Genomic DNA, 222 nt, shown 5'->3' with positions numbered 1-222 from the left:
CACGACCTTCCAAACGTTTAGTGAAGTTGAATTCTACTTCAACTGGAACACTGTTAACACGTTTTTCAGTTGGTTTGTTTGGTTTTTCAACTGTCTTGCTTACTGGGTTGTAGTAGTTAACTACTTGGGCAGCAGTATTTTCGATATCTGCACCGCCAGGAACATCGTTCTTAACAGTTGCTGGAATATCAAACTTGTAGTAACGTCCGAAGGCGAATTTAG

1 protein-coding gene is annotated in these 222 nt (G+C 40.5%); it reads right to left on the bottom strand.

What is annotated here, in order from left to right:
- Window positions 1-222: hypothetical protein (locus tag HMPREF2867_RS11385; RefSeq protein ID WP_176744104.1), on the bottom strand; the 222-nt coding region annotated here is incomplete at both ends.

Source organism: Streptococcus sp. HMSC064H09, from assembly GCF_001812625.1.
Classification (GTDB): domain Bacteria; phylum Bacillota; class Bacilli; order Lactobacillales; family Streptococcaceae; genus Streptococcus.
This window is presented reverse-complemented; position numbering and strand designations above follow the sequence as displayed.